The organism is Bradyrhizobium sp. CCGUVB14 (assembly GCF_024199935.1).
GTDB lineage: Bacteria > Pseudomonadota > Alphaproteobacteria > Rhizobiales > Xanthobacteraceae > Bradyrhizobium.
The window spans coordinates 8,682,856-8,707,020 of the sequence record NZ_JANADS010000001.1 but is presented as its reverse complement, the minus strand read 5'-3'; the positions used below and the strand labels follow the sequence as shown (position 1 = coordinate 8,707,020).

Below are 24,165 nucleotides of genomic sequence, written 5' to 3'. Positions count from 1 at the left end.
GTTAATCGAGGCTTAACGGTCTTGTAGCACTTTGGCCCCCAGGCGGCCGCAGGCAGAACAGACGCGTCAGGAATGAATCCGCGCAATAGCTGTTGGCACTTCACCTGCATCCGCTGCGACAAAGAGGCTCACGAAGCGTTAGGCAAATCCGGCGAGAGAAAGGTCGGGGTGGCGAGATGTGTGCGCGCCGCCCTTTCCGTGTCGAGATCTGACGAAGCGAGAGCGTCGAACAACAGGTTCAAGTGAATTCACGCGGGCGGGCCGGTGTGCCCACTGCATGAAGCGCGTTTAGGAGCAATGGATGGCCACCAAGGCAAAGACGCTGCAGGCGAAGGACAAGGAAAAAGACGACAAGGCAGCGGACGCGCCGGAGAAGGACTCCCAGGACGCGCCGTCTCCCTTGCTCGATCTGTCCGACGCGGCAGTGAAGAAGATGATCAAGCAGGCCAAGAAGCGCGGCTTCGTGACCTTCGATCAGCTCAATGAAGTTTTGCCGTCCGATCAGACCTCGCCCGAGCAGATCGAGGACATCATGTCCATGCTCTCGGACATGGGCATCAACGTCACCGAAGCCGACGATAGCGAAGGCGAGGAAGACAAGGACGAGGGCGGCGAGGACGAGACCGACAACGAGCTCGTCGAGGTCACGCAGAAGGCCGTCACCGAGGTCAAGAAGAGCGAGCCGGGCGAACGCACCGACGATCCCGTGCGCATGTATCTGCGTGAGATGGGCACCGTCGAGCTGCTCTCGCGCGAAGGCGAAATCGCGATTGCCAAGCGCATCGAGGCCGGCCGCGAGGCGATGATCGCGGGCCTCTGCGAAAGCCCGCTGACCTTCCAGGCCATCATCATCTGGCGCGACGAACTCAACGAAGGAAAGATCTTCCTTCGCGACATCATCGATCTCGAAGCGACCTATGCCGGCCCCGATGCCAAGGCGGGCATGAACACCGCGATGATCGCCGGTCCCAATGGCGAGAACGGCGAAGCATCGGCCGAAGCTGGCCAGCCCGCCGCCGACGGCGCGCCCGCGCATGTCGCGCCGCCCGCAGCGCCTCCGTCGCCGACCCCGTTCCGCGCCGCGCAGCCCGCCCCCGGCGCTGCGCCGGGTGGCGAGGACAAGGATCCGGGCGAAGCCGCGGCCGAAGCCGACATGGACGAGGACGACGAGTTCGAGAACCAGATGTCGCTTGCGGCAATCGAGGCCGAGCTCAAGCCGAAGGTGGTCGAGATCTTCGACAAGATCGCCGACAGCTACAAGAAGCTGCGCAAGCTTCAGGAGCAGGACATCCAGAACCAGCTCCAGAACGAGTCGCTCTCGCCGCACCAGGAGCGCAAGTACAAGAAGCTGAAGGACGAGATCATCGTCGAGGTGAAGTCGCTGCGCCTAAACCAGGCCCGTATCGACTCGCTGGTCGAGCAGCTCTACGACATCAACAAGCGCCTCGTTTCGCATGAGGGCCGCCTGATGCGCCTCGCCGACAGCCACGGCGTCGCCCGCGAAGATTTTCTGCGCAACTACACCGGTTCTGAATTGGACCCGCGCTGGCTCAACCGGGTGTCAAAACTCTCGGCCAAGGGCTGGAAGAACTTCGTCCATCACGAGAAGGACCGGATCAAGGATCTCCGTCACGAGGTGCATCAGCTCGCCGCGCTGACCGGCCTCGAGATCGTCGAGTTCCGCAAGATCGTGCACTCCGTGCAGAAGGGCGAGCGCGAAGCCCGCCAGGCCAAGAAGGAGATGGTGGAAGCCAACCTCCGTCTCGTGATCTCGATCGCCAAGAAGTACACCAACCGCGGCCTGCAATTCCTCGATTTGATCCAGGAAGGCAATATCGGCCTGATGAAGGCCGTCGATAAGTTCGAGTATCGCCGCGGCTACAAGTTCTCGACCTACGCGACGTGGTGGATCCGGCAGGCGATCACCCGCAGCATTGCGGACCAGGCCCGCACCATCCGCATCCCCGTGCACATGATCGAGACGATCAACAAGATCGTGCGCACGAGCCGCCAGATGCTCAACGAGATCGGCCGCGAACCGACGCCAGAGGAATTGGCCGAAAAGCTCGGCATGCCGCTGGAGAAAGTGCGAAAAGTCCTCAAGATCGCCAAGGAGCCGCTGTCGCTCGAAACGCCGGTCGGTGACGAAGAGGATTCGCACCTCGGCGATTTCATCGAGGACAAGAACGCGATCCTCCCGATCGACGCCGCGATCCAGTCGAACCTGCGCGAGACCACCACGCGCGTGCTCGCCTCGCTCACCCCGCGCGAAGAGCGCGTGCTGCGCATGCGCTTCGGCATCGGCATGAACACCGACCACACGCTGGAAGAAGTCGGCCAGCAGTTCTCGGTGACGCGTGAGCGTATTCGCCAGATCGAGGCGAAGGCGCTGCGCAAGCTGAAGCATCCGTCGCGGTCGCGGAAGCTGCGGAGCTTCTTGGATAACTAATCCACGCATTCATCAAAACGAAAACGGCGGGTGAAACCCGCCGTTTCTCGTTTGGCTAGCCGGATAACGTATTGATCGCGAGGTTTTCGATTGCCGCTGCGAGGCGCTGCATTATGCGCTGAGTCTCGGTGAACTGCTTAAGCGTCTTCATCAAAGGTTCTTTGTATACGCAACTGGCTTCGAAAGGGTCGCGGGCAGCTTGAACGGCTGGGTCTTGATTTTGCCAGCCCTGAAGCGCCCCTCGAAATTCAAGAACGCAATCAGGTCGCGGGCATACTCCAGATAGGCCTCTTGGGAGAGCAGGAGGGCTTCGTCGATATAAAAAAACGACAGGTCGTCGAGATTCTTGACCTCCGCATCCTCTTTGGCGAGTTCTTCTAGGGAAACGTAACACAGGGCTTTACCCTGTTCGGGGTCATGCCAATAGGCGTGGGCGTATCGGTTGCGGATGGCCAGGCAGTTCCGCAGGGCTTCGATCATTAGGCCAAATTCGGTGCCGAGACCCAGCTTCTCATAGGCCACACGTGCCAGACCATCGGCGATCAAAACGCGGTTGGTCTCCCCACGAATCCGAAACATCGGTTTGAGTGTACCGTTCAGGTCGAAGCCGCGCGCGACCTGCACGCAGTTCATCAAATCGACTTCCAATTCGCCGTAATCGAGCAAGATGCGGCCGATGACAGCCATTTCTTTTGGAAAGGTGCGATGGATTGGAAACATCAAGCGCCCAACAATTTAGTCGCGATGAGGATAAGACTCTGGGCCGCAGCGCTCACGGCTACGTATCCCTTCGCCCGCTCTTCCAAGCCCTTAAACAAGCTGAAGAGAATAGGCTTCTTGCGCGCGCCTACAATCTGTTCGCCGATGGCTTGAACGAAGTCGATGAGTTCCTGTTTTCCGGCCTTGTCGATCTCCCTTGAGTCAACGATGGCCTGGGCGAGGGACTTTATCGCGAGGCCGATGGCGTCGGCATCACTGTCCTTGGTTAGGGTAATGACGGCATCGATCTTCGCGAGGTCGCCGGTATTTACGACACCGATGTTCGAGTTTGAAATGCTGATGTTATTGTAGGTGGATTTCGTGCTCATCGCGCTCGCCAGTGCTGCTACCGGTATCCTGCCGCCACTCGGGCCAAAGCCTGTCATCTCATCCATGTCATCCATCGCCTGATTCATCATGGCGGCGTTCTGGAGGAACTGGAGAAAGTTCGCTTGCTGAAACTTATGCCAGCAGTCTAGGCACAGCGGCACCTTCTGGTCACCGACCTGATAGAAAGCTGGCTTTCGGCATTGAGTGCACGGCATAGAAAATTGCCCGGTTGAGCGCGGGATGCGCCCATGCGAATAATATGGTTGAGTGAAGCGGCCAATACCACCTTTGGCTGCCCATTTCCCACCACAATCGGCGAGTCAGGTGCGACTTTATCATCGGATCTTGGACATGAATTTATATGCTGTCGCGGGCGTTTTGACCGCCTTTCCTTTTTTCTATTTCCTGAGCTTCGATCCCAATCTCCGCGTTCGGGTTTACCTTGAGATCAACCCCAGCGCTGAACCCACAATGACTTTCGACAAGATATCGCCCCCGTTTGGTTGGGCGGGGTTGGCGCCTTTGGCCTGGGTCGCGGGGATGGGAATCCTGCTGATGGTGCCCGAGGGGACCTGTTCGTTCCACGTGCAAAACATCTGGTCGGTTCAGACCCTGACAGCCGTCGCCTCCATCGCACTGACATCGAAGGTCGTGTTCGGGCCAACATTCAGCACGTTCAAGAGCCTGATGTTGACCACAGGCATGAAAATGAAACGGCCTTGGTCGTACAAGGTTTTTGATGTTGCCACCGTCTATCCCGTCAACTTCGTAACCGGCGTCACGAAGAAGTTGATCTACTTCTCGATCGCGGCCGGGATTTTGTGGCTGCTGGCGAAGATCGGCCTCTACAGCCGGGATCAAACAACGGTCCTGCCGGATTACGTGTTCATCGCGATGGTTTTCTCGTACCTGGGGAGAATGAGCCAGCTCTACATAAATCTCCGGGATCGGGCGGTGATGTTTCAGCAAACCCGATGGGCTGGTTGGGAGATAGCGCTGTGCTTCCTGGGGCTGCTGGCTTCATTCATCATGACCGTTGAAATGCTGGAGAAGATACTGCGATCCTGTGGGGCCACACCCAACGTCCTGCCGCACTACACCGAGGTTGTTGCTGGCGTGCTCACTTGGCCTGTCATCGAGGGCATTCTGGCGACGATTTTCTGAGTGTTGCCGGATTGCGGGAAGCTGCGCGCATAATGGGGCGTAGCGTAGAACGTTGCCTCTGTCGGCGCCTCTTGCGGCCTTCACGTTTCGGGGGCTGTTCTTCCTTCTGCCCTCCGCGCGGTCTTATGAGCCGTACCGCGCCACTTCGGTATCTCCTTGTGAAAGATACCAAAGTTCTACTTCGTGGTACCCAGTCATGCCGAGTCCTAGCCTCACCGTCTGGTACAACACCCGCTGCCCCGTTTGTGACGCCGGAATCGATTGGCAGCGCAACAAGCTGCTGGCGCTGGTGCGTGTGGGTGCGATCGAATTCAGGGACATCAACCAGCAGCCCGACGCGCTGGCGCACTTTGGCGCTTCGCTCGATGACATCAGGCGCCGCCTGCATGCGACCGATGAGGCCGGCCGACTTGTCGTCGGCGCCGATGTCGCGATTGCGCTCTGGCGGATGACCCCGGGCGAAGGATGGCTTGCGGCGCTGCTCGGCAATCGCGTGGCGCTGCCGTTCACGCGCTTCTTCTATAATCGGTTCGCCGATTTGCTGTTCGCCTGGAATAGGTGGTGCGGGCGCTGGTGAGCCCGTAGGATGGGGGGCACTGCCGCTCACCCCATCCTACGTGCTCCGAGTTGAAGTCTCCCCGCAACCAACCATGACCCTCAGGGATTGCGCCGCGAGAACGAGATGGCGTAGGCGCCGTTGCGGACATCGACCATCGGATCGTCGGACTGCTCGATCCCGTCGGTGAGTTGGCCCGGCAGGAACAGAAGCTTCTTCTGCGCCTCGTCGCTATCAGCCACGGCCTTGTCGATCGTCAGCACGCCGAGTTCGATCAGCTTGCGATCGTCAGGCCAGGGTTTTGCCGGATCCTTGGTGGAGTCGCCGGCGGCAGCCAGTTGCGCCTTGAAGTGGAAAACCACCGGTCCCTGCTTCAGGCGGGCAGGCAGTTCCTCCATCAGGAAGTCCGGCGCCTTCTTCGCAGCCTCCGCCTTGTCGAGGTGCACGATCTTCTCGGGGATCATCTGATAGCGGATGGCCTGTCGCTGGCCCGCTTTGTTGACGAACACGAACGCGTTGATGCCGAAATAGGCCTCGTTGGCAAAACTGTCCGGCGTGGCGACCGTGGCCAAGGCGGCCGGGACGGTGGGATGGCTTGCCACGAATTGCTCGACCTTGGTCGGCTTGGCCGCGTCCGGCGGGCTTTGCGCGATCGCGACGAGCAGATCGCGAAACTCCTCGCTGGTCGACACGGGGAAGAATTTCAGCGAATTGATCACGATGTCCATGTCGCTGCCGTCGGGCAGGTGAAATTTCACCGCCATGCCGTGCGGGTTGGCGTCGCCGGAGCCGTCAGGCAGGTTGGGCACGCCGGTGGAGTCCGAGAACCGCACAGTCACCGGAATCTCGGCGCCGCCGAAAAGCACAGCCTTGCTCAGGCCGGCGGCGTCCGCGGAGGCCTTGAATTTTCCTTCGGCCACGACGCCCTTGGCGTGATTGGCGCGAAAGCCGGCGTGGACGCCGAACACCTTGTTCATCTGGTCGACGAGCTGTTGCTCGACGGGCGCGTCCTCCGCACGCGAGATGGCGGGCAAGGCCAGGCCGAACACGAACAGCGCGGCAACGAGCTTGCGGTTCATCATCGGGCGTTTCTCCTCTCATGATCCTTGCAGCATAACAGCAAAAGTTGACGCATGAGCGACTTTCGCGAGGACTGCGACCGTGGGGCGGCAGGTCCGTAATGAAGCCGCGCGCGGGTTCGTCGCCGTCGAGGCCTCAACGTGGCTCGGCATTCTCTGGTGCGGGCGCGAACAGGTTCGTCGATGCGGCTTCCTGAACGATCACTGCCGCGTCTTCCGGCAGCAGAAACCCGCGCGCCATCAGATCCTGGACGGCGATCCGGATCCGGTTCACGTAATCGTCGCGGCCGTGATAGCGCTCTTCGATCGACAGGCGGGCGTCACCGGTACGCTCTCGTTCCGCTTTCGTCGCTGCGAATGGTGAGAAGGACCCGATCAGCATGCAGGTGAATGTCTGCGGCTGGTTCTGGGCGCCATTGGTGCCGGTCGGCACCGCGACATCCGGCAGCCGCACGCCGCCGAGCGCATTGCCGTCCTGATCGCGCTTCGGCACTTGGATCACTGCGGCGGAAAGCCTGCTCGGGGCGCGCAGTGCAGGGGGCTCGCCGCCCGCGGTTTCGAGCGACATCAATTCGCTCGCGGGCGGCTCGGTGCCACGGCTTACCCAGGCATCAAGGTGCAGCAGGAGGGCCCGCGACAGCGGCGACCAATCGAGGCGGCCCGGCGCCAGTGTGCAGGCCGGTGCCTTGGGGGCGGGTACATGCGGGCCTCCCGCAATATCGTACATCCGCACATTGGCGGGCAGTGGCTGATCCGCGATTCCGGACGCGCCCGTGCGGCCGAGCGAAGCGCGCAGTGAATAGTAGTCCGTGGTGGAGTTCACGAGGATCATCCTTGGAGGCACCTCGCCGCGCGTCTCGACCTTGGCCGTGATCTCCCCGATCGTGAGCGGTCCGTCATTCACGCCGGGAAAATCCGGGTTGTCGAATGTGGGCGCCCCCTCGGCGCTCGACATGGGTCCAAGGCCGGTCTGCAGGATCGGAAGAAGGCCGGCGGCCGAGACGAACACATGCATTCCGTCGAAGACGCGCCGGTTGCCGATCATGTTGAAGCCGTTCAGGAGAAAGGTCTTCAGGAATCGTCCATCCTGGGACCTGCCGCTCGCGAGCACGCGATTGATCGCTCCCCTGAGCGGGTTGGGCGTTCCATCCTTGTCAGAAGCCGCATGCGCGAAGAAATCCGCGGCATCGCGGACGATCGCAAAGCCCGCTCCCTCGACGAAGCGTGTCTTGCCATCGGCGTCAGCGAACGAAGGCAGGTCCGCACCCTGTCCAAGCTCCCAGAAAACCTCGGCAACCGCAAAACCATGGTCCTGAAGAAAGCCGGTGCCCTGCTCCAGCGTGCCCGGGAGAAACCGCACATCGCGTGGCGAGTTGTAGATCGCCTCGGCCCAGACTTGCCCGCGGTTGGGTACGTCCACCAGCAACGCACCGTTGTCCCCGCGCGGAGCCGCCGGCATCATGAGAATGATCTTCGCCGCGTAGTCGACGCGCCCACGTTCATTGCGCGGCGCCTTGTCGATCCCGGGAATGGCCTCTTGTGGCGACAGGTCGCCGCGGATCCTGCCCTGCCAGATCACATAGTCGCCGGCGCGAAATGTGCCGTAAGGCTGCTTCGACGTGAACTCGATCCGGGTGACTTCTGCGCTCGCTGGCCGCGCCGTCGAGACCAGGCCGAACAAGCCAAGCAAGAACATCACAATTCGCACGCTTCGACCGTGCGGCATGGGAATTCTCCATAGGGGATAGCGGCTGGTTTCGAGCACTTTGTGATCACGACATGCCGTATCAGAACGGGAATGATGGACCGGCAACCTTTTCACCGGTCCATCGTCTATCGAGAAGGCCTTCTCACTCGATCCAATAGTCGATGTCTGTCTGATTGGCATTGATGGCGGCCTTCGGCTCGGACGGGCCATGACTGCTGATGATGCCACGTATTCCGGTGAGGCTACCCGTGCCACCGGTAATGACGCCCGATGTCATGTTCGTGAGCTTGCCATCTCCACTGCTTTGAGCGACCAGAGATGTCCTGACAAAAAACTTCTCTCCGTTCTCCAGTATCCAAACGTTGTAGATGAGAGCTGGACCGTTGTTGTCGATGTAATCAGACATGCCGCGTGTCCATTGCTCCTTCAACCTCGAACCGTTGATGAGGGGGGCATCGTCACCATAGGTCCGCCGAATTTCGAAGAGCCGAGCCTGATGTCCGGGAATGTCGCCAACGTCGATGACGTGTTGTTGGGTGTATACGGTCTGAGTTGCCGGCGTATCATAGCTGACGTGGTGCTTTTGCTGCGCAACGGCCGCCGGCGCGGTTAGCGCCATTGCGAGAGTAATCGTCATTCCAAGCGCGATATTGCGAAACATCCGTGACCTCTCATGCTGGAATCCCCCCAACGTGAAGATATCGGCGGACGGTGCTGAAAATTCCCTCATCAACCGGTCGTGACCGAGCCCCACCCAGGGCTGATTTCACCGCGCTTTTCCGAGGTGTCATGAATTAGACTGATCGCCGGCTTGGCTGCGAGCGATTTCGCCCATCAATCTTTTTTGGCTGCGCCTTAACGAGGCCGCGTCCTGGTTTGTGGACCGGCGGGGAGATCCGTCAATGCAGGCCTATTGAGGGGGGCCAGAGCCTCTACAAACGAAAACGGCGGGCCGAGGCCCGCCGTCTGTGCAGTCGCCGCGCGCGTCTCACGGGCGCAGCTTATTTCTTCTTCGCCCCGACCCGCTCGATCCGCTTGATCTCGAGTGCCGGACGGCCGCCCTTCTCCGCGATCTCGCGGTCCTGCTCCATGATGAAGTTGCGCGCGGGTTCGTCGCCGTCGAGGCCGCCGAGCAATTCGCTGGGGACGCGGCGGTTGGAGCGTTGGGAATCGTCCTCATAGAAGACGTTGAAAAAGGCGAATTCGCCTTTGGGATTGGTTCCGGGTTTTTTGGCCATGGCGGCTTGTCGTCGATCAGGGCGCCGCAGTCAAATGACTTCGGCAGCCGCCGGCATCAATCCGGCCGCCTTCTGCACAATCATTTGGTGATTTGTTGGCCCGATCGGAGCGCCAGGCGTCCGCAAGGTCCGATGCGACCCCGACCTCAATAAACGGCGGGCCGATAAGCCCGCCGTTTATTTTTGGTCGTCAGCGTCGCCCGGGGCTGGCAGGGCAACAACCTGAGATAGAAGGCTATCGCTTGCGCTCTGCGATGGCAAGATAAATCGTCACCGTGCTGATGTCGCAGCGAGCGCATCAGATATGCGGCGCATGTCGCTGCGGGTTCCCGCAATTCCGCAAAGCAGATGCTTGGATCATCGAAGTAGTTTGTTCATCTGGCGGTGCTCTCGCAGTGCAACGAGAGCGAGCATGCGTTGTAAGAAGTCATTGAGCTGCGAACTCGAGCCCGTTGCATGCACGTGATCTCATCCAGCGCATGCCGGCCAATGTCGTTCGTGCATTGCACACATCACATGGGTTGTGTGCTCTCTCCGTGGGATCACGGCGCCACCAGTTCCACGCGCCGGTTCAGCGCGCGGCCGGCGTCCGTGGCGTTGGAGCCGACCGGCGCCAGCAATCCGACGCCGGCGGTGCGCAGTCGCGCCTGCGCAATCCGGAAACTCTTCACCAGTTCCGCCGCGACCGCCTCCGCACGCCGCTTCGACAGATCGAGATTGTACTCATAGGCGCCCTGGCTGTCGGTGTGGCCGACGATGAAGACGTTGAGCTGAGGCTGGCCCGTCAGCAGCTTTGCGATCTGCTCCAGCGTCGGGCGGCTCTCCGGCTTCAGCACCGCCTTGTCGGTGTCGAAATAGATGCCGTAGAGCGCGATGTGGCCGGCCTCGCCAAGACCTTTCGCCATCGCAGCGGCGTCGACCATCTTGTTGGCGATGGCGCCCAGCTCGGCGATCGTGACCTGCGCGGTGATGTCCTGGTTGTTCTGGCTGACGATGACGCTCGCATAGGTCTCGCGGCCGCCCTCGGTCTTGCGGCCGGCAAAATAGCGATAGTTGAAGCCGTCGACCCACATCTGGGGGACCGGCAGCGTGTCGATCGCCTCGGTGAAGGGAATGCCGCCGCAGGCGTCGGTGTCACAGGCCAGCAGGGTCTCGTAGCCGGCTTTCGCCAGCTGCGTCTCGAAATTGCGGGAGACTTCGAGGATCGAGGGGCCGGGATTGGTGCGGTAGGCGATGCGGACAATGCGGCCCTCGAGCCGCCGCGCGTCTGCCGGCTGACCATCCCTGAAGGCGGCGGCCTGCATCCGCGTCGCGTCAAAATCCTTCACGACATAGCCGGTGATGACGCTGCCGGTGAAGCGGCCGATGCCGGGATAGTCGCGGGCGCCTGCGACATCGCGGGTCTGTGCCGAGGCGGCCACGGTATGGAGCGAGAGCAACGCGAGGACAGCAAGCATCCGGCGGGGAAGGGGCATGGTCATCTCGATCGGTTGGGGGACAGGGCGAGCGCTGCCCTTTAGTCGCGCGCTCGGCCTGTTCGGTTCTGGCGGGATCGGTTCAACCGGAGCAATCCGCCGACGGGGTGCGTGGCGCGAGCAGGCACTCACGCCAGAGTCTCCGATGCTGACACCATACGCCTGTTTTGCCCGACGGGTCAACTAAAATTCGGAAAATGCGCAGTCGATCGTCGCGCGCCTACGGTGCATGGGGTTGTTTTGCGATTTTCGTCTCAGTGCAGCTGGTCGCGGTCCCCCGAGATGATCGGCTGCGTGCCGCTTTGACGCGAATCCAGTTCCCGGGCATGATCGCCCGCCACTTTCCGCGCATGATGCCTGAGGATTTCCCCGCATGTTGAGATACGCGCTCGCCGTCGCTTCCATCGTTTGCCTGGCCGGCGGTTCGGCCGAGGCCGCGCGCTGCGGCGGCGACTTCAACAGCTTCGTCGCCGGCATGACGGCGGAGGCGCAGGCCGCGGGCGTGTCGGCGGGCGTGACCAGCGCGGCGTTCGGCGGCATCACCCAGGACGGCGCCGTGCTCGCCTTCGACCGGCGCCAGCGCTACACGTTCAACAAGAGTTTTGAGCAGTACGTCTCGACCCGCGTCGGCCCGGGCCGCATCAATGGCGGCCGTGCGCTGCTGCAGCGTCACGCCGCGCTGCTCTCGCGCATCGAGCAGCAGTTCGGTGTGCCCCGGCAGATCCTGGTCGCGATCTGGGGGCTGGAGAGCGATTTCGGCAAGGGCGACATGGGCAAGCTGCCGGTGATCCGCACGCTTGCCACGCTCGCGCATGATTGCCGCCGCACCGAGCTGTTCCAGGGCGAGCTGCTCGCCGCGCTCAAGATCGTGCAGCGCGGCGACCTGCCGCTGCGCGATCTCATCGGCGCCTATGCCGGCGAGATCGGCCAGACCCAGTTCCTGCCGTCGTCCTACATCAAGTATGGCGTCGATTTCGACGGCGACGGCCATGTCGACCTCCGCCACAGCGTCGCCGACGTGCTCGCCTCGACCGCGAACCTGCTCCACTCCAACGGCTTCAAGATGGGCCAGCCCTATGACGAAGGCTCGGCCAATTTCGACGCGATGCGCGAGTGGAACAGGGCTGTGATCTACCGCAAGACGATCGGGTATTTTGCAGATCGGCTGGTGGGGCAGTAACCACATATTCGCTGTCATCGCCCGCGAAGGCGGGCGATCCAGTACGCCGCGGCGGCTCGATTCTAACCGCGATGTCTCGGCGTACTGGATTTCCCCGCTTTCGCGGGGAATGACGGCGGAGAGTGAGGCTGCGGCGTCACGCAACTGACCTGTTACTACTTCCCCTTCGCCATCCTCTCCAGCTTCCGCTGCAACGGCGCCCAATACGTCCCCGGGCGGAAGCGCTGCAGGATGTCCATGAACCTGGCATCGTTGCCGATCAGGATGCGCGGCTCGTTTCGCTCGATGCCCTTGATGATGCGCAGCGCCGCGTCCTTCGGCGTCGTCCGGGCCGCGGTCTCGAACCGATCGATCATCTGGGCGCGGCGGGCGTTGTCGGTGACGCCAACGCCGGTGCGCGATGAGCGCGCGATGGACGTGGCGACGCCGCCGGGATGCACCACCGACAGTTTGACCGGGCTGCCCGCGACCGCGAGTTCATGCCGCACGCTCTCGGAAAATCCCCGCACCGCGAATTTCGCCGCCGCATAGGCCGATTGTCCTGGCGGCGCGATGATGCCGAAGATCGAGGAGACGTTGACGATATGCGCCTCTGCTCGCGTCTTCAGATGCGGCAGGAAGGCGCGGGTGCCGTGCACCACGCCCCAGAAATTGATGTCGAACAGCCAGTCCATCTGCGCCTGGTCGATCTCCTCGAACGTCCCCATCAGCGCCACGCCGGCATTGTTGACGAGGATGCCGAGCGCGGGATGCGCTGCGATGGCCTCGCGCGCGAATTGCGCGATGTCGGCGGGCTCGCTGACATCGACGCGATGCACACTGATCTTGCGCTGCCTGCCGATCTCGGCGGCGAGCGTTTTCAATCCGGCCTCGTCGCGATCGGCGAGCGCGAGGTCGCAGCCGCGTTGTGCAAGCTCGATGGCGAGCGCACGGCCAATGCCGCTCGCCGCGCCCGTGATGGCGGCTGCGCCGCGAATCGCCGTCATGATGCCTCCCGTCAACCCCGAACAGGGGAACTACGATGTACATTTTTTCAGATAGGAACCGAAACCTAAATCAGGTTCCGTCTTTAACATACGATACTTGAACGGCGGCAAGCAGCATTGGGAGCCACCGATGGGACAATCCAAACCGTTTACAGCCACAGCCCTCATCGTCGAAGACGACGCCATGCAGCGAGAGATGCTCAGTCTGTTGCTCGAAGAAAGCGGGTACCAGGTCATCCAGTGCGAGAGTGCGGAAGCCGCCGAGCGTGTGCTGGACAAGAGCGCCGGCGCACTCTGCCTGATGCTGACCGACGTGCAGCTCGCCGGCCGCATGAACGGCGTCGAGCTCGCGCACGTCGCCAAGGACCGCAATCCGAAGCTCGACGTCGTCGTCACCTCGGGCCGCCCCCTGAGGCAGCCTTTGCCCGACGGCGCAAAATTCTGGGCCAAGCCCTGGGCGCCGCTCGACGTCCTGCGCGAAGCCGAGATCGCCCAGCTGAACTGAGGCGCGTTCGCGCTTCGGTTTCCTGTCCGGCGGCGCGGCTGACCGTGTCGTGACTTCTCGGCAAACGGCAGGAGTGATAGGGACAAGGCATGTCCTGGTCCTTCCTGCTCACCTCGCTCATCGTCGTCGCCTCGCCCGGCACCGGCGTGCTTTACACCCTGGCTGCGGCGCTGACCCGCGGCTCGCGCGCCAGCGTGGCTGCGGCCTTCGGCTGCACGCTCGGGATCGTGCCGCACATGGTCGCGGCGATGCTCGGGCTCGCCGCCGTGCTGCACACCAGCGCGCTCGCCTTTGCCGCGCTGAAATGGTGCGGCGTGGCCTATCTGCTCTACATGTCCTGGCAGGCGCTGCGCGAGACAGGTGCGCTTGCGGTCGACGGCGAGATCAAGGAGCGCTCCAGCGGCCGGGTCATCGTCACCGGCTTCCTGATCAACATCTTGAACCCGAAGCTCTCGATCTTCTTCCTCGCCTTCCTGCCGCAGTTCATTGCGGCGGACGAGGCGTCCGTGCTGGCGCGGATGCTGGAATTGAGCGGCGCCTTCATGGCCATGACCTTTGTGGTGTTCGTGGTCTATGGCCTCTGCGCGGCGTCCGTGCGCGAGCGCGTCATCTCCCGTCCCGGCGTGATGGCCTGGCTGCGCCGCTCCTTTGCCGCAGGCTTTGCCCTGCTCGGCGCCAAGCTCGCGTTCGCCGAGCGGTAGCCAATAAAAAAGCGGGCCTTGTGCCCGCGTCTTTCAGACTTATCCGGAGCCCGGGCAGAGCGAGGCTCCACCCGGGCGAAATCAAAAGAAGCTGCGTTACTTCTTCTTCGCAGCCTTCTTGGCCTTCTTCTTCGTCGCCTTCTTCGCCTTCTTCGCTTTCTTAGCCATAGGATCCTCTTAAGGGTTAATGGTGAAACGCGACACGAGGAACGCTCGGCGGAGGGCCAGCCTCGCAACATCCTCGATGACGAACTCAGCAGATTCGCGCGTCCATGCCCCGCGCTGTCACATCTGTGTCATTACGTTATCCACAGCTCAGATGCATTTTTGGGTGATTTCGGCCCGCGAATCCGCATCGCAGAGCATGCCGACGCGACCGCGATGCACGCCGGCGACGTGCCTAACGATCCGATAATCGAGACGCGTCGTTCATGAATCCAAAACCAAGGGCGCGTTTTGGACGAACGAAGTGAGGTTCCGTTAAGCGCAATCCGCGCATGATCCTCCGCAAGAACACGGGGACGGGTCATGGACGAGTTTCTGCCAGTGACAGGGGGCGGGACGCTGCGCGTATCGCGGGCGCCATGCTGAACGTACCGACGCTTTGGATGGTCTTCGTCGTCAATTTCTCGGCGCTCGGCCTGATCTGGGCCTATGTGACGCGCTCCTATCCGAAATTCGAGGCTGCACGGTACTGGATGGCGTCGGCCTTCGTTGGCGCCGCCGGCTCGCTGACGGCGCTGGTCCGCCTGTTCGTCGATTCTCCCATCCCGCTTGTGTTCGGGGCCGCCGGCATCATGGCGGCGAGCTGCCTCGCGGCCATGGGCATTCAGCGCTTCTACGACCGGCCGGTGCATCTGCGCCTTATGCTGACGACGGGGATCCTGAGCCTCGCCGGCGTCGTGATCTTCATGGTTGGTTTCGACCAGATGCAGCTGCGCATGCTCTTCTACACGGTGGGGCAAGGCCTGCCGCTGGTGCTGTCGCTGCGGCTGTTGTTGTCGCCGCCCGAAGGCCGCGTCAGCCCGGGGGCGCGGCTGTCGGGCATCGTGATCCTCAGCATCATCGGGATCTTCGTGATACGTGCGGTCGGCAACATGCTCGGTTACGATTTCTCGGCGAGGGCGGGCGGCCAGACCCACGCCGTCATGGTGCTGGTGCTGCTCTTCCTGTCGATGACGCTTAATTTCGGCTTCCTGCTGATGGCGATGGACCGCTTACGCAACGAGGTCGCCGACCTCGCGCTGCTCGACGATCTCACCGGCGTCGCCAACCGCCGCCATCTGTTGCAGCGGCTGTCAGAAGAATGCGCCCGCTCGGAGCGCAGCGGCGAGCCGTTCTCGCTGTTGGTGATCGATCTCGACGGCTTCAAGACCATCAACGACACCTATGGGCATGCCGCGGGCGATGCCTGCCTTCAGCACTTCACCCTGATGGCGCAGACGCGGCTGCGGCCCGGCGACATGCTCGCCCGCACCGGCGGCGACGAGTTCTGCGTCGTGCTGCCGTCCTCCTCCATGCGCGAGGGCGCGCGGATCGCCCGCCGCATCCTCGAGGTCTGCCGCCAGGATGCCGCCGGCTGCGCCGGCAACGACATCCCGATCGCGATCTCGATCGGCGTTGCGGAATGGGACCGCGGCATCGGCCAATTCCCGGATCGGCTGATCGCCCATGCCGACCATGCCCTCTATGCCGCCAAGAAGAACGGCAAGAACGATTTTGCGGTCTATGATCCCGCCCCGCCGCTCTCGCCCGAGCCGGTCGAAGCCGCGCGCAATTTCGCCTGAATCCTGCTACGCTCGGCTCCCTTGTTGGATCCCCGTAATGCTGTCCCGCCTTGTCGCGGCAATTCTCGCCGCCGTTCTGATCGCTCCCGCCGCCGCAATGGACGCCGAGCTCACAAGGCTCGCGCGCAGCACCGGCACGCCTGACATTCCCGGGTTGAAGATCGTCTGGCTCGCGCCATGGGGCGATGTCGCCAACGCTCATGCCTGGCGCAACATCATCGTGCATCAGACCGAAGGGCCGACCGGCTCGGCGCGCGGCGGCGCGCAAGAGCAGTCGAAGAACCCGACCCGGCGCGGCGTGATGGTCTGGGTCGAGACCGATGGTACGGTCTACTGGTCGGTCGCGGACAATCTGGTGCCGACCCACACCGACGGCGCCAACCGCAACGACAACAAATACATCGACAACAGCGTGACCTATCATCAGGTCGTGCGCGACAATTCGATCGGCGTCGAGTTCGCCGGCAACTATCCCGATGTCGCGATCGGCCCGACGGCGGCACAGGTCGCGGCCTGGAAGATCCTGGTCCAGGTCCTGCGCGCGCGTTACGACATCCCGCTCGACCACGTTTACGCCCACAACTGGATCGACTTCAAAGACGCCCGCTATTGCGAAGGCTGCTGGCTCGCGACGCTGGCGCGGACCTGGGGCGAGTGATCGAGCGGGCACCGGAGGCCGAAACCTCCGGTGCCCGACAGCATCGTCATCCCTAGACCGACCGAGCCTTCCCCTATTCAAGGAAATGCCTTGGGCAGATCGGTGGAAGGCTTCGTGACGATCTGGTGCGCGTCGCGCCAGATCACCTCGCGCTGGCGCGAGGTCGTGATCGTCCGCACCGGCAGGCCGCCCTCTTCGAGCAGCCAGGCGCAATAGTGCGCGCGACTGACACATTCGCTGGCCCCTGGATCGAACCAGCAGATGCCCCAGATCGAATCGCGCCGCTTGAAGTGCCGTGCGATACGTCCGGGCAGCGGCAGATGCTCCGCGAACCAGGTGAACTGCTCCGAGAGCTCCTGCCGGATCCAGTCCGGACAGTTGTTGCGCTGGATGTACCAGGACGCGCGAAAGAAGCCGCTCTCCACGCGGCTGTCCGGGTGGATGAGCGGTGTAACGAACCGCAAATACATGACGACACGGCGCGACGCATTGTTGCGTCACGCCCCTCGTAGTCAGATGAAATGAATGGACAGCCGCGGAGCGGCGCTCAGCCTATGACCACTTGCCGATCAGAGATGGGCTGCGGTCGGAACGTATCGATCTACAAATCATGCCGCCTCCCTCGAAAGCGCTGAACAAAAAAAGGCGCGACGCCGCGCCGGGGCGGCAGCACATACACCAGCAGGCGTGCTGCGACAAGCGAGATTGATTGGAGTGATCGTTGCGCGCCGAAATGACAGGCCTACACCGGCTGCGCCATCCAGCCGAAGAAGCGCCGGATCAGTCCCGGCTGCTCCGGCAATTCCGGCGACTCGTCTGCGGCGAGTACGCGTTTGAGGAAGTAGTCCAGAAACACCATGTCGTTCGGCTCGGTGACGGTGAATGTCGCCTCGCCGAAATAGACGCTGTAGTTGAAGAAGAACGGGCCCATGATCGGGATCGTCGCGGTCGAGGCATAGTCCTTGGAGATCACGAACTCACTGGGATCGAGACCGTGGTCGCGCATCGCCTGCTCGACCAGCGGCAGCTTGCGCATGAACTGGGCGGAGAAGCCGCCGACGGTGGATTGCAGGATGATCGACACGGTGTGTCCGTTCTCTGGATGAGGCCCGACAGGATTGGGTCGGTTGACCCGTCGCGTGCGTTCAAGATGCCCGCCGGCGTGCCCCGCGACCATGCTGCAGCTCACACACAACAAAAAAAGCCGGCGTTGCCGCCGGCTTTTGTCTTGTCTCGATCCGCCAATTCGTGGGTCGCGAAAGCCCTCGGTTAGTGAGCGGCTTCCAGCGCGGCCTGTTCGGCCCTTGCGATCGTGCCCTTGACCGCGGACTGCACCTTCTCGAAGGCGCGGACCTCGATCTGGCGGACGCGCTCGCGCGACACGCCGAACTCGGCAGCAAGGTCTTCCAGCGTCATCGGCTCATCGGCGAGGCGGCGGGCCTCGAAGATGCGGCGTTCGCGCGGGTTGAGCACGCCCATGGCGCCGTTCAGCGCGTCACGGCGTTCGTCATACTCCTCGTGCTCGGCCAGCAGGGCTTCCTGGTTGGGCGAATTGTCGACCAGCCAGTCCTGCCATTCGCCGGCTTCGCCGTCGTCGCGGATCGGAGCATTGAGCGACGCGTCGCCACCGAGACGGCGGTTCATGTCGATCACGTCCTGATCGGTGACGCCGAGACGCTTGGCAATGATCTTCACCTGGTCGGGGCGGAGATCGCCCTCGTCCAGCGCGTTGATCTTGCTCTTCGCCTTGCGCAGGTTGAAGAACAGCTTCTTCTGGTTCGCGGTGGTGCCCATCTTCACGAGCGACCAGGAACGCAGGATGTACTCTTGAATCGACGCCTTGATCCACCACATCGCGTAGGTGGCGAGACGGAAGCCCTTCTCGGGCTCGAAACGCTTCACCGCCTGCATCAGGCCGACATTGCCTTCCGAGACGACCTCGGAGATCGGCAAGCCGTAGCCGCGATAGCCCATGGCGATCTTGGCCACGAGCCGGAGATGGCTGGTGACGAGTTGGTGTGCAGCGTCGCGATCATCGTGTTCGCGCCAACGCTTGGCGAGCATGTACTCCTGCTGGGGTTCCAGCATCGGGAACTTGCGGATTTCGCCGAGGTAGCGGGAAAGGCCGGATTCTCCATTGAGGACCGGCAGAGCAGCGGTACGGGCCATTGTTAAGCCCTCCAAAGGTTCAGGCCCCCGATAGCGGCGGGCCAGGCAGACGACCGCTTGGTTAAAGCCGGCCGTAGCTGCGATGTTCCGCGTTGGTCATTTCCAACGCAGGCGCAATATACCCCATCGGGGGTCAAAAAGGGAAGGATTGCTGACGTCACGTCCCCGTGTGGCAGCTATAACTTTTTGTAAGGTAAGGGTTTTCTCAAAGCCCCTGCGTCATAGCGCCGCTTTCAGAGCGCCTTCCAAGAGAAGCAAATCCTCCGGCAGGCTCGCCTCCCAGTGAAGAAGTTCTCCGGTTCGGGGGTGTTCGAGTACCAGCAAATAAGCATGCAAGGCCTGCCGCCCAAGCGCCGTTAAAGCCGCTTGCGACTCGGGGCCAAGCTGGTTCGCCTTCGTTTTGAAATGCGGGCCATAGACCGCGTCGCCCATCAGGGGGTGGCCGATATGGGCGAGGTGGACGCGGATCTGATGGGTGCGCCCGGTCTCGAGCTCGCAGGCCAGCAGCCCCGCGATCGGCTTGCCGTCGCGGCCCGCAAAACTTTCCAGCAGCTCCCAATGCGTCACCGCCTCGCGGCCGCCCTGGCGCACCGCCATCTTCTCTCGCGCATGCGGGTGACGGTCGATCGGCGCGTCGATTGTGCCGCGATGCCGGCCGGGGAGTCCCCAGGCAAATGCCATATAGCCGCGCCGCATCGGCCCGGTGCGGCCGTGGTCGGCGAATTGGGCGGTCAGCGAAGCATGCGCCAAGTCGTTCTTGGCCACCACCATCAGTCCGGTGGTGTCCTTGTCCAGTCGGTGCACGATGCCGGGCCGGCGCACGCCGCCGATGCCCGACAGCGAGCCTCCGCAATGGGCAATCAGCGCATTCACCAACGTACCCGTCTCGTGCCCGGCGGCGGGGTGCACCACCAGCCCCTTCGGTTTGTTGATGACGACGATGTCGTCGTCCTCGAATACGATATCGAGGGCGATATCCTCGCCCTTCGGCTCCGGCGGGGCCGCCTCCGGCACGTCGATTATGATCGTATCGCCGGATGCGACGTGATAAGCGGGGTCGCGGACCTCGGTGGCCTTCAGGCTCACCGCGCCGGCCAAAATCAGGGCTTTGAGCCTTGATCGCGACAGGTCGGGAAGGCGCGCCGCCAGCACGCGGTCGAGCCGGGCCGAGCCCTCGTCGCCTTCGACCGTGACCTCCAACCGTTGCGCTGAGCCTGAGCTATCCATGACGACGTCTGATACCGCTGTTCCCGAACCGACCCCCGAGCAGGCCGCGCTGTTTGCGCGGGTGCGGCGGATGATGCTGATCGCGGGGTTGACCTCGGCGCTGGCCATCTGCGCCGTCCTGATCGCGGTGGGCTACCGCCTTTTCAGGTCGGAGGGAAGGGCGGCTGAGCCGTTGAGCGACATCACGGCCACCCTGCCGAAGGGCGCAAAAATCGTCTCCACCGGCGTGGCCGGCGACCGCCTCGTGGTCACTCTCGATATCGGCGGAGTCATGGAGATCCGAACGTTCGATGCGCACACCCTGAGGCCGGCTGGAAAGCTGAAATTTGCCAATGAGCCGTAAAACGGCAGTTCAGTCCTTGCGGCCGACAAATTTCGAGGCTATTGGCTAGCCCTCACGCTCCCTTCGTCTAGCGGTTAGGACGCGGCCCTCTCAAGGCTGAAACAGGGGTTCGATTCCCCTAGGGAGCGCCACACATGCTCATCCCCTCCGCCATTCTTTAAGAGCATCCGGCGCGACCGAGAGCCTCCTAACGGAGGCAAAAACTTGAAATTACCAATTATTCCCCGCAATCCGTGCGATGTGGGCGGTACGCTCTACCCGAGAATTCCGGTGTGGAGCGCGAACGTGAGTGCCCGAGCGGCCAACAAAACGTACAACATTTCGTCCAACAGGGAGGTAAGTCATGCCTGACTTCCTCACCCGTAGGAACGGAACGTGGCATTTCGTCCGTCGCGTGCCCGCTGAGTTCTCCGATTTCGACAAACGCGGGATCGTTCGCCATTCGACCAAGGTCCGTGTCTCTTCAGATCGCACAGGCCGGCGCGCTATCCGGGTTGCAGAACGGCTCAACGACGAGCTTGAGGCCTTTTGGTCCCAATGTGCGATAGGGGCCGATCCCGTGACGGCAGGCTATGAAGAAGCCCGACGCCGGGCTCGGTCGCTTGGCTTTGAGTATGTCCAATTTGCCGACCTAATGGCGTTCTCCAACGAAAAGCGCTGGGAGCGTTTGGACGCCCTCCTTTCCCGCGGATTGGAGAACGACGCTACCGCCAGGACGGCGCTTCTCGGCACGCAGCCGCAGCCTTCGATTTTGCTCTCTAAACTGTTCGCCGAGTACGAAGAGCTGATGAGGGAGGAGATTGAAAAGTATTCTCCCAACCAACTGAAAGTCTGGCGCAACGGGCGCTCGCGGGTGGTCAAGGAGTTGGTTGACATTACCGGCGACAAGCCCGTCACCGAACTGTCCGACGACGATGGTCTCGATTACGTCGAATGGTACCGCGAGCGCGCGAAAGCCAAAGAGGTCGAAGCAGGCACCGCGAACAAATCCATGGGCATGCTCAGCCGGATGCTCAAGGAAATCAGCGTCCGTCGTCGGCTCAAGATCCCCGAAATATTCAAGGGGCTTCGACTTAGAGCGCCTGACTCGGAAATCCGCAGGCCATTCGAGACCGGATTCATTCAATCCCGGTTGCTTGCAGATAATGCCTTGGAGGGGCTCAACGAAGATGCACGCTTGATCCTGTATACTCTTGCAGACACCGGAATGCGGCCGTCAGAGCTTGTGAACCTGTTGCCGGAGGCCATCCATTTGGATGCGCCCATTCCATATGTCGAGATCAAGCCTGTGGGCCGGGTTTTGAAAACCAAGTCATCGAAGCGAGAAATCCCACTCGTTGGGGCGGCTCTCGCAGCTATGAAGCTGCGGCCTGACGGATTTCCTCGTTACCGAGATAAGTCATCGTCACTCTCGGCTACGCTGAACAAGTATCTTTTGGAACACAATTTGCGCCCGACGAAAGACCACACCGTCTATTCGCTACGCCACAGTTTCAAGGATCGTTTGGTCGCGGCTCGCGCGCCAGATAGCTTGATTGACAGCTTGATGGGTCATAAGCGAGGCGGGCCGAGATACGGCGACGGTCCGCCATTATCGCTCAAGCTCGAGTTCTTGGAATCTATCGCTTTCAAACCACCGTCGCGGCTGTAGCGTTCCAGCAGACGGCGCGCGCGATCGCGCGCCGTCTCCGCTGCTTTCATCTCGGCAAGCTCTGCTTCGAATTTTTCAAACATGGGAAGGTAGACATCGCCATCCAATTCCATGAAATAGGCGAGCAGCAGCAATGCGCGTTCTGTGCGCTCGATCGGGGTTAGAACTGGTCTTTCGTCTTTAGGCATCTGTGCCGAACTAGTTCGGTTGGAGCTGCGAGGCGATGTGGGCGCGATAGGTCGGGATGCTGAGCACGATCCGGTTGGTGTCGGAAAAAACAATCCAGCCGAGAGGATTGGGTGGGGCGGGGCGCTTGCGTGCTGTCGCTTCGGCGCAAGCCTCGCGATATTTCCTGTACGCGCGAAAAACGCGGCGCCGCCTCGTGCTGTTCACGGCAGCATCCGTGCTGACGCCGTACATAATGGCGGCGACTTCTCTTGCGCCCCAGGCAATCCCCGGATTGTCGCGTAGGCTGCACTTCTCAAAGGTGAAGATTTCCAGATTGGTGTGTTCAAGGGTCCGAACGATGTTCGTCATGAATCGGCTCCTTTGCTGAGGCGACGCACCGCCCTGAACAGTGCTCGCTCCTCCCTTTCGCCGGCCATCCTCAACGTGGGTCGCGCGATTGTTCGATCGGGAAGTAAGTGGGTTGCTTGCTGCGTCGTAAATCCTCGGACGCATTCGCGCGCGTCCGAGGTGTCGAACCTAGAGATTCTTCTCTGGTGCTTTGGTGCGGCGCTTCGCCTTCGGACGACGTGTACTTGCCGGAGCGCTCGCTTGGGAGAACTCCTGCGACGCTTCTTCGCCACGAACTACAGCGGCGAGCAATTCCTCGGGAGGCGTGAGCATTAGCTTGCTCTGACTGTTGCCCTCGTTATCGGTCCAGGAAAGGCGGCTCGTATAGTTCTTGGTGGGCGTAAAATTCTCTGCCGGTACGAATGTCTCGACACGGAAGCTGATGGCGGGATTGGCCGCAGATCGATCAGCCGTGAGGTAGCGGAAACCATGGTCGACGGCTAGTTGCTCGGGCGTCTCTTCGGAGAGAACGCTGTTGCGGTCGAGCAGTACGACACGGGCTTTGAATTCGCGTTCCGAGCGCAGCGGGTTTGTGGGAGGAACGAACGGCTCGAAGAGCGCGATCTGTTCGATGGGTATGAGATGTTTGGCGATACGAATGACGTTTTGCATGATGTGCTCCATGTTTTGTTGATCTGACGAGCACACCTCATTGCGGTCTTCGGCCGCAACGAACCGCTTTCTTGAAAGAAATTTTTTCAAACAAAGCGAAGCGTGATCGCGTCAACACACATCGCAGAGCATCGCGAATTCGTGTAAGACAGAAACGCGAGGCTGAATTTTTCGCTTACACCCGTGCGAGACGGCGATGGTGGGACGATCGAAGCGCAAGCCCTCTGAGCTAACAGACAGCGCGACGGGTTGGACGGCTGACAGCGATCAAAGCAAAGCCGCCTTCGTCTTCTTCAACGAACTCGTCGCCACCCGTGACCGTCTGGCGGGCTTGCCGCCGCTTACCCCGCAGGATCTCGAACGGGTCATGCAGGCGATGCACGAAGTGATCTTTTACCTCGTGACACCACCTCCGGGCCGCGAAACGGAGTTGCCCTTGCCCGGCGAGGCCAAGGCCGTTCTGCTCGGATGTGCCCGGGATCGAGACCTCGATCTGTACGTCGCGACCGTGGCCCTGGTGGCGCAGAAGCTCGCCGCTTCGGACCGCGAGCCATCCAGCCTGCGGGGGGAGCTGGCCGCATTGCGCGACGGCTTGGATGCTCTGACCTTCGATCACCGGGCCACCAAGACGAGCCTTCTGGCCGTCCTGCGGGACCTTCGAAAAGACCTCGATGAACGCATCGCTTACGTCGCGGCGACCCCGCCGAGTGGGTATCGGTTTGCGGTGCCGCCGGAGAAATACAGGACACGGAAGAACCGATCAGAGACGCCGGACAAGTTCTTCGGGCGCGTCTACGGGGCCCATGTTCCGAGGGGCCTGACCCAAGCCGACATCCGAAAGGTGGACCCCGCCTTTTACAACGTGCTCCACGTTTGGTGCTCCCGGAATGGAAAGAAACTAGCCAGCCTGGTGCCGGGGACGCGGGCTCGCCGCAGCTCCTAGGAGCACCTGATTTTGCTCGCTTTTTTCACCAACCCATAAGTGCGCCTTCACACCATCCCCAAGGCCACC

Annotated in this window: 25 protein-coding genes and 1 tRNA gene; 12 read left to right on the top strand and 14 right to left on the bottom strand. The window is 61.9% G+C overall.

The annotated features are described in order from the left end of the window. The first annotated feature begins 301 nt into the window (after window positions 1-301). Window positions 302-2,449, top strand: coding sequence for an RNA polymerase sigma factor RpoD (gene rpoD, locus NLM32_RS40655; RefSeq protein ID WP_254134273.1), 2,148 nt, complete (start codon window positions 302-304; stop codon window positions 2,447-2,449). Window positions 2,450-2,599: 150 nt separating this feature from the next. Here the strand turns inward: rpoD and NLM32_RS40650 are convergent, their stop codons facing one another. After that, window positions 2,600-3,169, bottom strand: a complete 570-nt coding sequence (locus tag NLM32_RS40650; protein ID WP_254134272.1) for a hypothetical protein — start codon at window positions 3,167-3,169, stop codon at window positions 2,600-2,602. After that, window positions 3,169-3,627 carry a hypothetical protein gene (locus NLM32_RS40645; RefSeq protein ID WP_254134271.1) on the bottom strand — a complete coding sequence of 153 codons (459 nt, stop codon included), beginning with the start codon at window positions 3,625-3,627 and terminating at the stop codon, window positions 3,169-3,171. Before NLM32_RS40645 ends, NLM32_RS40650 begins: the two co-directional genes overlap by 1 nt. A 262-nt stretch (window positions 3,628-3,889) precedes the next feature. Here NLM32_RS40645 and NLM32_RS40640 point away from each other — a divergent pair, with 262 nt between their 5' ends. Next, window positions 3,890-4,702, top strand: a complete 813-nt coding sequence (locus tag NLM32_RS40640; RefSeq protein WP_254134270.1) for a hypothetical protein — start codon at window positions 3,890-3,892, stop codon at window positions 4,700-4,702. Window positions 4,703-4,898: 196 nt separating this feature from the next. After that, the gene (locus NLM32_RS40635) at window positions 4,899-5,279 is read left to right on the top strand and encodes a DUF393 domain-containing protein (RefSeq protein ID WP_254134269.1); all 381 of its coding nucleotides are present in this window, start codon (window positions 4,899-4,901) and stop codon (window positions 5,277-5,279) included. An 80-nt stretch (window positions 5,280-5,359) separates the two neighbouring features. On the opposite strand, the gene NLM32_RS40630 is transcribed toward NLM32_RS40635, so the two are convergent. The 5 genes from NLM32_RS40630 to NLM32_RS40610 all read right to left on the bottom strand — a co-directional run bounded on the left by NLM32_RS40630 (window position 5,360) and on the right by NLM32_RS40610 (window position 10,764). Next, a complete protein-coding gene (locus NLM32_RS40630; RefSeq protein WP_254134268.1) occupies window positions 5,360-6,340 on the bottom strand; it encodes a catalase family peroxidase in 981 nt (326 codons plus the stop codon). A 133-nt stretch (window positions 6,341-6,473) separates the two neighbouring features. Further along, window positions 6,474-8,255, bottom strand: coding sequence for an alpha/beta hydrolase domain-containing protein (locus NLM32_RS40625; protein WP_254134267.1), 1,782 nt, complete (start codon window positions 8,253-8,255; stop codon window positions 6,474-6,476). After that, window positions 8,188-8,706 carry a hypothetical protein gene (locus NLM32_RS40620; RefSeq protein ID WP_254134266.1) on the bottom strand — a complete coding sequence of 173 codons (519 nt, stop codon included), beginning with the start codon at window positions 8,704-8,706 and terminating at the stop codon, window positions 8,188-8,190. Before NLM32_RS40620 ends, NLM32_RS40625 begins: the two co-directional genes overlap by 68 nt. A 340-nt stretch (window positions 8,707-9,046) precedes the next feature. Next, window positions 9,047-9,283 (bottom strand): hypothetical protein, encoded by a 237-nt coding sequence (locus tag NLM32_RS40615; protein WP_254134265.1) that lies wholly within the window; start codon window positions 9,281-9,283, stop codon window positions 9,047-9,049. Window positions 9,284-9,825: 542 nt separating this feature from the next. Further along, a complete protein-coding gene (locus tag NLM32_RS40610) occupies window positions 9,826-10,764 on the bottom strand; it encodes an OmpA family protein (RefSeq protein WP_254134264.1) in 939 nt (312 codons plus the stop codon). 367 nt (window positions 10,765-11,131) lie between these two features. Between NLM32_RS40610 and NLM32_RS40605 the strand changes: the two genes are divergently transcribed. Next, complete coding sequence (locus NLM32_RS40605; RefSeq protein WP_254134263.1) at window positions 11,132-11,938, top strand: lytic murein transglycosylase; 807 nt, start codon at window positions 11,132-11,134, stop codon at window positions 11,936-11,938. Between the two features lie 155 nt (window positions 11,939-12,093). Here NLM32_RS40605 and NLM32_RS40600 read toward each other — a convergent pair whose 3' ends face one another. Beyond that, window positions 12,094-12,924, bottom strand: coding sequence for an SDR family oxidoreductase (locus NLM32_RS40600; protein WP_254134262.1), 831 nt, complete (start codon window positions 12,922-12,924; stop codon window positions 12,094-12,096). A 130-nt stretch (window positions 12,925-13,054) separates the two neighbouring features. Between NLM32_RS40600 and NLM32_RS40595 the strand changes: the two genes are divergently transcribed. The 4 genes from NLM32_RS40595 (at window position 13,055) to NLM32_RS40580 (ending at window position 16,575) form a co-directional block, all read left to right on the top strand. Beyond that, window positions 13,055-13,429 carry a response regulator gene (locus NLM32_RS40595; RefSeq protein ID WP_254134261.1) on the top strand — a complete coding sequence of 125 codons (375 nt, stop codon included), beginning with the start codon at window positions 13,055-13,057 and terminating at the stop codon, window positions 13,427-13,429. 89 nt (window positions 13,430-13,518) lie between these two features. Next, window positions 13,519-14,130 (top strand): LysE family translocator, encoded by a 612-nt coding sequence (locus NLM32_RS40590; protein WP_254134260.1) that lies wholly within the window; start codon window positions 13,519-13,521, stop codon window positions 14,128-14,130. A gap of 584 nt (window positions 14,131-14,714) precedes the next feature. Continuing rightward, window positions 14,715-15,917, top strand: coding sequence for a GGDEF domain-containing protein (locus NLM32_RS40585; RefSeq protein ID WP_254134259.1), 1,203 nt, complete (start codon window positions 14,715-14,717; stop codon window positions 15,915-15,917). A gap of 37 nt (window positions 15,918-15,954) precedes the next feature. Further along, window positions 15,955-16,575, top strand: a complete 621-nt coding sequence (locus NLM32_RS40580) for a peptidoglycan recognition family protein (RefSeq protein ID WP_254134258.1) — start codon at window positions 15,955-15,957, stop codon at window positions 16,573-16,575. Between the two features lie 77 nt (window positions 16,576-16,652). Here the strand turns inward: NLM32_RS40580 and NLM32_RS40575 are convergent, their stop codons facing one another. From NLM32_RS40575 to NLM32_RS40560, 4 genes are all read right to left on the bottom strand, one after another. Beyond that, window positions 16,653-17,000 (bottom strand): hypothetical protein, encoded by a 348-nt coding sequence (locus NLM32_RS40575; protein ID WP_254134257.1) that lies wholly within the window; start codon window positions 16,998-17,000, stop codon window positions 16,653-16,655. A gap of 317 nt (window positions 17,001-17,317) precedes the next feature. Then, on the bottom strand, window positions 17,318-17,659 hold the full coding sequence (locus tag NLM32_RS40570) for a hypothetical protein (protein WP_254134256.1): 342 nt from the start codon (window positions 17,657-17,659) through the stop codon (window positions 17,318-17,320). Between the two features lie 185 nt (window positions 17,660-17,844). Continuing rightward, a complete protein-coding gene (gene rpoH, locus NLM32_RS40565) occupies window positions 17,845-18,744 on the bottom strand; it encodes an RNA polymerase sigma factor RpoH (RefSeq protein ID WP_234683649.1) in 900 nt (299 codons plus the stop codon). 219 nt (window positions 18,745-18,963) lie between these two features. Next, window positions 18,964-19,971, bottom strand: a complete 1,008-nt coding sequence (locus tag NLM32_RS40560; RefSeq protein ID WP_254134255.1) for an RluA family pseudouridine synthase — start codon at window positions 19,969-19,971, stop codon at window positions 18,964-18,966. Here NLM32_RS40560 and NLM32_RS40555 point away from each other — a divergent pair. From NLM32_RS40555 to NLM32_RS40545, 3 genes are all read left to right on the top strand, one after another. After that, complete coding sequence (locus tag NLM32_RS40555) at window positions 19,970-20,314, top strand: hypothetical protein (protein WP_254134254.1); 345 nt, start codon at window positions 19,970-19,972, stop codon at window positions 20,312-20,314. The two genes, NLM32_RS40560 and NLM32_RS40555, sit on opposite strands and share 2 nt — an antisense overlap. A gap of 56 nt (window positions 20,315-20,370) precedes the next feature. Further along, window positions 20,371-20,445 (top strand) — tRNA-Glu (locus NLM32_RS40550). 212 nt (window positions 20,446-20,657) lie between these two features. After that, window positions 20,658-21,965 carry a tyrosine-type recombinase/integrase gene (locus NLM32_RS40545; RefSeq protein ID WP_254134253.1) on the top strand — a complete coding sequence of 436 codons (1,308 nt, stop codon included), beginning with the start codon at window positions 20,658-20,660 and terminating at the stop codon, window positions 21,963-21,965. A gap of 198 nt (window positions 21,966-22,163) precedes the next feature. Here NLM32_RS40545 and NLM32_RS40540 read toward each other — a convergent pair whose 3' ends face one another. Both NLM32_RS40540 and NLM32_RS40535 read right to left on the bottom strand, forming a co-directional pair. After that, window positions 22,164-22,502 (bottom strand): hypothetical protein, encoded by a 339-nt coding sequence (locus NLM32_RS40540; RefSeq protein WP_254134252.1) that lies wholly within the window; start codon window positions 22,500-22,502, stop codon window positions 22,164-22,166. 168 nt (window positions 22,503-22,670) lie between these two features. Beyond that, complete coding sequence (locus tag NLM32_RS40535) at window positions 22,671-23,153, bottom strand: hypothetical protein (protein WP_254134251.1); 483 nt, start codon at window positions 23,151-23,153, stop codon at window positions 22,671-22,673. Between the two features lie 196 nt (window positions 23,154-23,349). On the opposite strand from NLM32_RS40535, the gene NLM32_RS40530 reads away from it, so the two are divergent. Continuing rightward, on the top strand, window positions 23,350-24,096 hold the full coding sequence (locus NLM32_RS40530) for a hypothetical protein (protein ID WP_254134250.1): 747 nt from the start codon (window positions 23,350-23,352) through the stop codon (window positions 24,094-24,096). The last annotated feature ends 69 nt before the right edge of the window (window positions 24,097-24,165 follow it).

Excerpts from the sequence above, each read along its gene's own strand:
- rpoD (WP_254134273.1), top strand. The coding sequence starts at position 302 with ATGGCCACCAAGGCAAAGACGCTGCAGGCGAAGGACAAGGAAAAAGAC.
- NLM32_RS40650 (WP_254134272.1), bottom strand. The coding sequence starts at position 3,169 with ATGTTTCCAATCCATCGCACCTTTCCAAAAGAAATGGCTGTCATCGGC.
- NLM32_RS40645 (WP_254134271.1), bottom strand. The coding sequence starts at position 3,627 with ATGATGAATCAGGCGATGGATGACATGGATGAGATGACAGGCTTTGGC.
- NLM32_RS40640 (WP_254134270.1), top strand. The coding sequence starts at position 3,890 with ATGAATTTATATGCTGTCGCGGGCGTTTTGACCGCCTTTCCTTTTTTC.
- NLM32_RS40635 (WP_254134269.1), top strand. The coding sequence starts at position 4,899 with ATGCCGAGTCCTAGCCTCACCGTCTGGTACAACACCCGCTGCCCCGTT.
- NLM32_RS40630 (WP_254134268.1), bottom strand. The coding sequence starts at position 6,340 with ATGATGAACCGCAAGCTCGTTGCCGCGCTGTTCGTGTTCGGCCTGGCC.
- NLM32_RS40625 (WP_254134267.1), bottom strand. The coding sequence starts at position 8,255 with ATGGCCCGTCCGAGCCGAAGGCCGCCATCAATGCCAATCAGACAGACA.
- NLM32_RS40620 (WP_254134266.1), bottom strand. The coding sequence starts at position 8,706 with ATGTTTCGCAATATCGCGCTTGGAATGACGATTACTCTCGCAATGGCG.
- NLM32_RS40615 (WP_254134265.1), bottom strand. The coding sequence starts at position 9,283 with ATGGCCAAAAAACCCGGAACCAATCCCAAAGGCGAATTCGCCTTTTTC.
- NLM32_RS40610 (WP_254134264.1), bottom strand. The coding sequence starts at position 10,764 with ATGACCATGCCCCTTCCCCGCCGGATGCTTGCTGTCCTCGCGTTGCTC.
- NLM32_RS40605 (WP_254134263.1), top strand. The coding sequence starts at position 11,132 with ATGTTGAGATACGCGCTCGCCGTCGCTTCCATCGTTTGCCTGGCCGGC.
- NLM32_RS40600 (WP_254134262.1), bottom strand. The coding sequence starts at position 12,924 with ATGACGGCGATTCGCGGCGCAGCCGCCATCACGGGCGCGGCGAGCGGC.
- NLM32_RS40595 (WP_254134261.1), top strand. The coding sequence starts at position 13,055 with ATGGGACAATCCAAACCGTTTACAGCCACAGCCCTCATCGTCGAAGAC.
- NLM32_RS40590 (WP_254134260.1), top strand. The coding sequence starts at position 13,519 with ATGTCCTGGTCCTTCCTGCTCACCTCGCTCATCGTCGTCGCCTCGCCC.
- NLM32_RS40585 (WP_254134259.1), top strand. The coding sequence starts at position 14,715 with ATGCTGAACGTACCGACGCTTTGGATGGTCTTCGTCGTCAATTTCTCG.
- NLM32_RS40580 (WP_254134258.1), top strand. The coding sequence starts at position 15,955 with ATGCTGTCCCGCCTTGTCGCGGCAATTCTCGCCGCCGTTCTGATCGCT.
- rpoH (WP_234683649.1), bottom strand. The coding sequence starts at position 18,744 with ATGGCCCGTACCGCTGCTCTGCCGGTCCTCAATGGAGAATCCGGCCTT.
- NLM32_RS40555 (WP_254134254.1), top strand. The coding sequence starts at position 19,970 with ATGACGACGTCTGATACCGCTGTTCCCGAACCGACCCCCGAGCAGGCC.
- NLM32_RS40560 (WP_254134255.1), bottom strand. The coding sequence starts at position 19,971 with ATGGATAGCTCAGGCTCAGCGCAACGGTTGGAGGTCACGGTCGAAGGC.
- NLM32_RS40545 (WP_254134253.1), top strand. The coding sequence starts at position 20,658 with ATGCCTGACTTCCTCACCCGTAGGAACGGAACGTGGCATTTCGTCCGT.
- NLM32_RS40540 (WP_254134252.1), bottom strand. The coding sequence starts at position 22,502 with ATGACGAACATCGTTCGGACCCTTGAACACACCAATCTGGAAATCTTC.
- NLM32_RS40535 (WP_254134251.1), bottom strand. The coding sequence starts at position 23,153 with ATGCAAAACGTCATTCGTATCGCCAAACATCTCATACCCATCGAACAG.
- NLM32_RS40530 (WP_254134250.1), top strand. The coding sequence starts at position 23,350 with ATGGTGGGACGATCGAAGCGCAAGCCCTCTGAGCTAACAGACAGCGCG.